Origin of the sequence: Kitasatospora sp. NPDC007106 (assembly GCF_040634455.1) — a bacterium.
Lineage (GTDB): Bacteria > Actinomycetota > Actinomycetes > Streptomycetales > Streptomycetaceae > Kitasatospora > Kitasatospora arboriphila.
On record NZ_JBEYFP010001408.1, the window covers coordinates 1 to 1124 of the forward strand.

The 1124-nt window shown below is 73.8% G+C and carries 2 protein-coding genes; both read left to right on the plus strand.

All coding sequences use genetic code 11. From position 1 onward, the window contains the following. Positions 1 to 325 (plus strand): hypothetical protein (locus tag ABZ641_RS38855; RefSeq protein ID WP_359989416.1); only part of this gene is annotated, 325 nt, incomplete at its 5' end. A 160-nt stretch (positions 326 to 485) separates the two neighbouring features. Continuing rightward, entirely contained in the window at positions 486 to 998 is a 513-nt protein-coding gene (locus ABZ641_RS38860) for a SigE family RNA polymerase sigma factor (RefSeq protein WP_359989418.1), read from the plus strand. The last annotated feature ends 126 nt before the right edge of the window (positions 999 to 1124 follow it).

Here is a 1124-nt window from a genome sequence, read left to right on the forward strand (position 1 = left end):
GGCCGAATCGTTCTTCCACGCGGGTGGCGTCTACCGGCAGGACGGGGACGGTACGCCCACCGGCGCGTGCCTGTTCGTCGTGGTGTACGTCGGGCGGGCGCCGGAAGGCTTCGGCCACCCGGGCGGGACGGGTGACGTCGCATTCGGCTGGCGCCGCGGCACCGCGCCGGACGGCACCATCACCCCGCTGGGCTCCTACACCACGACCGACTTCACCGGCTGGCACGAGATCGACGACTCCGAACTCGCCGCCGCCCTCGGCGACACGCCGCTTCCCCTCCACCCCGCCCCACCGGCACGGCCCCGCCGGAGGCATGCCGAGTGACCGCCCGGCAGACCGGCGTCGCCGGGGGCGCCGTGGCGTGTCGTGGAGCGAGCGGGTGCAGCCGTCCCGGAACCGGTGCAACCTTTCGCACGGCACCAGGCATCAGGGATCCGGGCAGCGCAATCCGGCGGTGCCCGCGAAAGGGAGGGAGGGGTGCCTGATGGTGCGACGTACGGCGAGTTCACGCGACGCCGAGTTCACCGAGTACGCGGCGTCCCGGGTCGGGTGGTTGCGCAAGGTCGCGTACCTGCTCTGCGGTGACTGGGACCGGGCCGACGGTCTCGTCCAGGAGACCATCACCGAGCTCTACGTGAAGTGGCCCCGGGCGGGGAGGGCGGAGAACCGGGACGGCTACGCCCGGACGGTGCTGGTCAACACGTTCCTGGCGGAGCAGCGGACCTCGTGGTGGCGGCGGACCCGGAGGGGTGGGACGGCGCCGACCGCGGCGTGGGCGGACGTGGACGCCACGATCGACCTGGGGCAGGCACTGGCCGCGCTGCCGCCCAGGCAACGGGCGGCCGTGGTGCTGCGCTACTACTGCGACCTCTCGATCGAGCAGGCGGCCGACCTCCTGGGCTGTTCCGCCGGCAACCTGAGGAGTCAGAGTTCGCGCGGCCTGGATGCACTCGGGCGTTCGTCCGACGACCGACCGGCCGAGGGGAGCAGGGCGTGAACGAGGAGACGATTCTGGCCGAGGAGCTCTCGGCGCTGGCCGACGGGTCCGCCCCGCCGAGCACCGTGGACGTCCACGGGGCGGTGCGGCGCGGCCGTGGCCGGCTGCTGCGGCGGCGGGTGGCGC

Excerpts from the sequence above, each read along its gene's own strand:
- ABZ641_RS38860 (WP_359989418.1), top strand. The coding sequence starts at position 486 with ATGGTGCGACGTACGGCGAGTTCACGCGACGCCGAGTTCACCGAGTAC.